This window comes from Streptomyces sp. ID05-39B (genome assembly GCF_033794725.1).
Lineage (GTDB): Bacteria > Actinomycetota > Actinomycetes > Streptomycetales > Streptomycetaceae > Streptomyces > Streptomyces bobili.
Genome location: NZ_JARGEF010000356.1, coordinates 1 through 6,191, shown reverse-complemented (window position 1 = coordinate 6,191; position 6,191 = coordinate 1). Strand labels below are relative to the sequence as shown.

Genomic DNA, 6,191 nt, shown 5'->3' with positions numbered 1-6,191 from the left:
GCACCCGCGCCACTCTGCTGGCTCCGGACCCCCGAGACACGGCGGACAAGCGGAGGATGCCCCGCACGGGTGATCTCGTACCCCGTGGGGAGGGCGCGCGGTGGTCCGGGGTGACGTGGCGTCAGTCTCGGGTGACGCCGTCGACGCGCTCGCGCCCCCGCGCAGGGCCGACGCCTGGGCGGCGTGACCTCCGGTGGCGCGGGGCGGCGGTCCGTGCCGACGGCGAGCACCTCAGGGAGACCGGCGAGGAGCCCCGGGCCGGTGCCCCAACCCGCGCAGGAGCAGCCGCTGCCGGCTCACTACAGTCGTCGTGAGCCGAGTCGGGTCGAGGGGGAACCATGGCACAGGGGAAGCCGGCGCGGGCCGTCGTCGTCGGAGGCGGGATCGGTGGGCTGACCGCCGCCGCGGCACTGCTGCGGCGGGGCTGGGAGGTGACCGTTGTCGAGCGGGCCGGTTCCGTCGAGCCCGTCGGCGCCGCGTTGTCCCTGAGTCCCAACGCCCTGCGCGCCCTCGACGTGATCGGAGCCGGCGACCGGATCCGGGCCCTCGGTGCGCCGCTCGGCGACGGTGGCGTGCGCACGCCGCACGGCCGCCGGATCCTCCGCACCCGTGCGGACGCGGCGACCTCCCGCTTCGGCGAACCGCTGCTTCTGCTGCACCGGGCCGCCCTCGTCGACGCCCTCATCGCCCTGCTGCCGCCGGACACCGTCCGCACCGGCGCGCCCGCCACCCTCGCCGACGCGGGAGACCCGGGCGACGCCGGCCGCCCGGCCCGTGTGTCCACCCCCGACGGCGAGCTGGAGGCCGACCTGGTGGTCGCCGCCGACGGCATCCGCTCCGCCGTACGCCGGACCCTGTTCCCGGACCACCCCGGCCCGGTCTACAGCGGCTTCACCGCATGGCGTCTGGTGATCGCGGTCCCCGACGTGGAGTGTGCCTCGCAGGAGACATGGGGGCGGGGCAGCATCTGGGGCACGCACCGGCTGAACGACGGCCGCGTCTACTGCTACGCCGCGGCCACCGTCCCGGCGGGCGGACGCGCGCCCGACGAACGGGCCGAACTGCTGAGCCGCTACGGCGACTGGCACCGCCCCGTCCCCGACATCCTCGCCGCGGCCCGCCCCGAGGACGTCCTGCGCCACGACGTCCACCACCTCGCCCGGCCCCTGCCCGCCTTCCACCACGGCCGCGTCGCCCTCCTCGGCGACGCGGCCCATGCGATGCCCCCGAGGCTCGCCCAGGGCGGCAACCAGGCCATCGAGGACGCCGTCGTCCTCGCCCACCACCACACCGACCTCCCGGCCTACACGGCAGCCCGGCTGCCCCGTACGGCATACGTCACCCGGCAGGCCGTCAGGGCGTCCCGCGTCAGCCTGGTCGCCAACCCGGTCGCCGTCGCCGTACGCAACGCGGGGCTGGCGGTGTTGTCGGCGGCCGGGCCGGGGCTGCTGATGCGCGGGTTCGACGGGATCGCCGACTGGAGGCCGCCGCAGGCCCCGTATGCTGCCGAGCAGGCAGGCGCGGACCAGCAGTGAAGGAGCACCCGTGAAGGTCGGCTGCATCGGACTCGGCGACATCGCGCAGAAGGCGTATCTGCCGGTGCTCGGCGCGCTGCCCGGGATCGAACTCCATCTCCAGACGCGCACCCCGGCCACCCTCGACCGGGTCGCCGGCACGCTGCGCCTGCCCGCCGGACAGCGTCACCGCGACCTCGACGCGCTCCTCGCCGAGGGCCTGGACGCCGCCTTCGTGCACGCGCCCACCGCCGTCCACCCGGAGATCGTCACCCGGCTCCTGGAGGCGGGCGTCCCGACCTACGTCGACAAGCCGCTGGCGTACGAACTCGCCGACTCCGAACGGCTCGTGGCCCTCGCGGAGGACCGAGTCACGAGCCTGGCCGTCGGTTTCAACCGCCGTTACGCCCCCGGATACGCGCAGTGCGCCGACCACCCGCGCGAGCTGATCCTGATGCAGAAGAACCGCGTCGGGCTGCCCGAGGAACCCCGGTCGATGATCCTCGACGACTTCATCCACGTCGTCGACACCCTGCGCTTCCTCGCACCGGGGCCGGTCGACGACGTGACCGTGCGGGCCCGCGTCGTCGACGGGCTGCTGCACCACGTCGTCCTCCAGCTCGCCGGGGAGGGTTTCACGGCGCTCGGGGTGATGAACCGGCTCAGCGGGTCCAACGAGGAGATCCTGGAGGTGTCCGGCCAGGACACCAAGCGTCAGGTCGTCAATCTCGCCGAGGTGATCGACCACAAGGGGCAGCCGACCGTGCGGCGGCGCGGTGACTGGGTGCCGGTGGCCCGCCAGCGTGGCATCGAGCAGGCCGTCACGGCCTTCCTCGACGCCGTCCGTGCGGGAAGGACGCTCAGTGCCCGCGACGCGCTGGCCACTCACGAACTGTGCGAGCGGGTGGTCAGAGTGGTGCGGGAGCGCTCCGCCGCGGCCTGACCGCCCGGATTCCCTCCGCCAGGCCGAGTCCTGCGAGGACCAGCGGCGGAGGGGCAGCCGACCGTGCGGCGGCGCGGTGACCGGGTGCCGGTGGCCCGCCGGCGTGGCATCGAGCAGGCCGTCACGGCCTTCCTCGACGCCGTCCGTGCGGGAAGGACGCTCAGTGCCCGCGACGCGCTGGCCACTCACGAACTGTGCGAGCGGGTGGTCAGAGTGGTGCGGGAGCGCTCCGCCGCGGCCTGACCGCCCGGATTCCCTCCGCCAGGCCGAGCCCTGCGAGGACCAGCAGCGCCGCGTGCAGCGGCCAGTCGCCGAAGCGGACGTACGGGGTGACCCCACTGGTGAGCGGCACCTCGTAGACGGCCGTGGTGCTCGCGTCCGTCCCCAGCCACGGGCCGATCCGCTCACCGCTCGCGCCGTACACGGCGGAGACGCCCGTCAGCGTCGCGTGTACGAAGGGGCGGCCGGTCTCCGCCGCCCGCAGGGCGCCCAGCGAGGCGTGCTGGGCGGGGGCCCAGCTGTTCTGGAAGGTCGACGTCGACGACTCGGCGACCAGGACGTCGGTGCCGTCCTCGACGAGATGGCGGCTCATGTCGGGGAACGCTGTCTCGAAACACACCATGGGCCCGATGCGCAGGCCGGGCCCGGCGTTCATCACGACCTGTTCCGTGCCGCGCCGCCGGTCCTCGCCGGCCGCCTTGCCGACGGACGTGGCCCAGCCCAGCAGCGAGCGGGCGGGGATGTACTCGCCGAACGGCACCAGCCGCATTTTGTCGTACCGGTCGCCGGTCGGTCCCTCCGGGCCGACCAGGATCGAACTCTTGTAGATGCCGGGCCGGTCCGAGCGGCGGGCGTCCACGTTGACCAGGATGCCGGCGCCGGTCGCGCGTGACAGCTCCGCCAGGCGGCGGGCCAGGTCGGGCCGGTCGTCCAGGTCGTGGCCGACACTGCTCTCGCCCCAGACGATCAGATCGACGTCCTGCCCGACGAGCCGGCGGGTCAGCTGCTCCTCGCGGTCGAAGCGGCGGTCGGGCCCATCGACGACACCGGCCTGTACGACGGCTATCCGCGCCTGCCCGTCGGTGTCCGGCCGCGGCGACCACACCCACGCGGCCGAGGTCGCCGCGGCCGTCGCCACGAGCCCGGCGACGGCCGCCGTCCGGTGCGCCGGAACGGCGAGAAGCAGGACGACGGCGACATTGACGGCCACCACCAGGAAGCTCAGCAGCCACACCCCGCCTACCGACGCCAGCCGCAGCGCCGGCTCCACCTGCCACTGACTGGCCCCGAGCACGCCCCACGGCCCGCCCAGCCCCTCCCAGGAACGGACCAGCTCCACGGCCAGCCAGCCGGAGGGCACCACCAGCAGAGCGGCCCCGGCCCGCCCCCGCGACGGCGTCCCGCCGAGGAAGCGCCGCACCAGCCGGCCCCACGGCGCCCACAACGCGCCCAGCAGGGCGGCGAGGACCAGCGTGAAGACGTGCAGGCTCGGCAGCAGCCACCCGTGCATCGACAGCATGAACCCGAAGCCGCCGGCCCATCCGTCGTACAGGGCCCGCCTCCCTGTCGGCGCCGAACGCACCAGCAGGAGCCAGGGAATCAGCGCCACGTACGCCCACCACCACAGGCCGGGGGAAGGGTAGGCCGGTACGGGCAGCGCGCCGGCCAGAGCCGCGAGGGCCGAGCGCCGCCACGGGGAGGAGAGCCAGTGACCGAAGGTCTTCATACGGCACCTCCTTACCCCGTGGTCGCTCCAGTGTGCGCGCCCGGGGCGATCTCCGACCGGATGGCCTCGGCGGAGGGGCGCGATCCGGTCAGCCGGAGGCGTCCCGGACGGGCTGCCGGTCGCCGTGAGTCGGTGGTGCCCGGGACGGGCTGCCGGTCGCTGTGCGTCGGGTGGTGTCCGGGCCGGGCTGCCGCCGTCAGTCGGTGGTGTCCGGGACGGGCCGGCGGCGCCACTTCTCCTGCACGACCACCTCGCGCACCCGCCAGCCGTCCTCCGTCCGCAGCAGCTCGAAGGCGTACCGGCCGCCGCACACGAAGTCCGGGGCTGTGGCGGGCCCCTCGCCAGCGGCCAGGCGCATCGGGTTCACATAGTCGGCCTGGACCCGGGCCGTGTCGCCCCGGTCCTGCTCCAGCACTCCGAAGCGCAGTCTGCGGTTGACGATCAGATGCTGACGCATCGAGAACAGCCGCATGCTCTCCTCGAGCCATGCGGCGACTTTTCCCACCTCTCCCTCGATCCCGCCGGCCGAGCGGTAGTCCGCCCGCCCGTCAGAAGTGAACAACTCCCGGTAGGCCGCCCAGTCGCCGTCGTCGACGGCGACTGCGTAGTCGGTGATCAGACCGTCGACGGCCAGGCGGTCCATCACGGCGGCGAGCTCCACACGCTGCGTCATGGCCCGAGTGTTGGGCATCGCGGACGTGAGGCCAAGGGCCGTGCGGGTATGTCCGGCCGATCCGTGCGCCAAACCGCCGAAAGACCCTCTGAACTGGGACCGGGCTGTGCGTGTCCATGACCGGCGTACCCATAGGGTGATCCTCATGTCTGCCACGTTGAGTTCCACGAGGACCCGCGCCGCGCTCCGCGCATCGGCGCGCATATCCGCCGAGTTGTTGCTGCTCCTCGTGGGGCTGGCGGTCGCCCTATGGCTGTTGGGGCAGATGTGGTCGATCGTCTGGCCGCTCGTGGTCGGCCTGTTCATCACCACCCTCACCTGGCCCCCGACGCGGTTCCTGCGCCGGCACGGCTGGCCGCCGGCCCTTGCCGCGGCGTGCGTGACCGTGCTGTTCCTCCTGGTCGTCGCGGGCATCGTGGCGCTGATCGCGGTGCCGGTGGCCTCCCAGTCGGGGGAGTTGACCGACGGGGTGGTCGAGGGTCTCCAGCGAGTGCGCGAGTGGGCCGCCGGTCCACCGCTGAACATCGGCGACGACGAGATCACGAAGGCCCTCGACAGCGCCGTCGCCCGCGCCCAGGACGGCCTCGGAAGCATGGTCACCACGGTCGTCTCGGGAGTGAGCACGGTGGTCAACGGCCTGGTCACCGCCGTCCTCGCCCTCTTCCTGATGTTCTTCTTCCTCAAGGACGGCCCGCGGTTCCTGCCGTGGCTCGCCCGTCAGCTGCCCGGCCGGTTCGCCGCGGACGTCCCGACGGTGGCCGGGCGCAGCTGGGACACGCTGGGCGCGTTCGTACGGTCGCAGGCGCTCGTCGGTCTGCTCGACGCGGTGCTGATCGGAATCGGCCTGTGGATCCTGGACGTACCGCTGGTGCTGCCGCTTGCGGTGCTGACGTTCGTGTCCGCGTTCGTGCCGATCATCGGCGCGCTGTTCGCCGGACTCGTCGCCGTGCTCATCGCGCTGGTCTCCAACGGCCTGACGGACGCCCTGATCGTGCTGGCCATCATCGTCGCGGTGCAGCAGCTCGAGGGCAACGTCTTCCAGCCGATGATCCAGAGCCGGGGACTCGGACTGCACGCGGCGGTGATCCTGCTGGCGGTCACCCTCGGCGGAAGCCTCGCCGGGATCGTCGGCAGCCTGCTCGCCGTACCGATCGCGGCGGTGCTCGCGGTGATCTGGAACTACGTGCGGGAACAACTCAGCGACCCGCGCGAGGAGTCGGGGGCGGACGGCGGGGCCGTGGCGGCGGGTCGGGGCGCTGACGGCGAGTCCGTCGAGGGGCAGCCGTGGGGGGACGAGGGCGCCGCAGGCGGGCCGGGCGAGAAGACGCGGGGGGC

At 73.5% G+C, this 6,191-nt stretch carries 5 protein-coding genes and 1 pseudogene; 4 read left to right on the top strand and 2 right to left on the bottom strand.

Annotated features, from left to right (window positions below; genetic code table 11):
- The first annotated feature begins 338 nt into the window (after positions 1-338).
- From P1P75_RS38805 to P1P75_RS38795, 3 genes and pseudogenes are all read left to right on the top strand, one after another.
- Entirely contained in the window at positions 339-1,535 is a 1,197-nt protein-coding gene (locus P1P75_RS38805; RefSeq protein WP_319264247.1) for an FAD-dependent monooxygenase, read from the top strand.
- 10 nt (positions 1,536-1,545) lie between these two features.
- Complete coding sequence (locus P1P75_RS38800) at positions 1,546-2,457, top strand: Gfo/Idh/MocA family oxidoreductase (protein WP_319264245.1); 912 nt, start codon at positions 1,546-1,548, stop codon at positions 2,455-2,457.
- Positions 2,458-2,505: 48 nt separating this feature from the next.
- Positions 2,506-2,700: pseudogene (locus P1P75_RS38795) on the top strand (gfo/Idh/MocA family oxidoreductase); the annotation flags it as partial.
- On the opposite strand, the gene lnt reads toward P1P75_RS38795, so the two are convergent.
- Positions 2,666-4,183, bottom strand: coding sequence for an apolipoprotein N-acyltransferase (gene lnt / locus P1P75_RS38790; RefSeq protein ID WP_319264243.1), 1,518 nt, complete (start codon positions 4,181-4,183; stop codon positions 2,666-2,668). The pseudogene P1P75_RS38795 and the gene lnt overlap by 35 nt on opposite strands.
- A gap of 196 nt (positions 4,184-4,379) precedes the next feature.
- The gene (locus tag P1P75_RS38785; protein ID WP_319264241.1) at positions 4,380-4,856 is read right to left on the bottom strand and encodes a nuclear transport factor 2 family protein; all 477 of its coding nucleotides are present in this window, start codon (positions 4,854-4,856) and stop codon (positions 4,380-4,382) included.
- A gap of 145 nt (positions 4,857-5,001) precedes the next feature.
- On the opposite strand from P1P75_RS38785, the gene P1P75_RS38780 reads away from it, so the two are divergent.
- Positions 5,002-6,191 (top strand): AI-2E family transporter (locus P1P75_RS38780; RefSeq protein WP_319264239.1); only part of this gene is annotated, 1,190 nt, incomplete at its 3' end.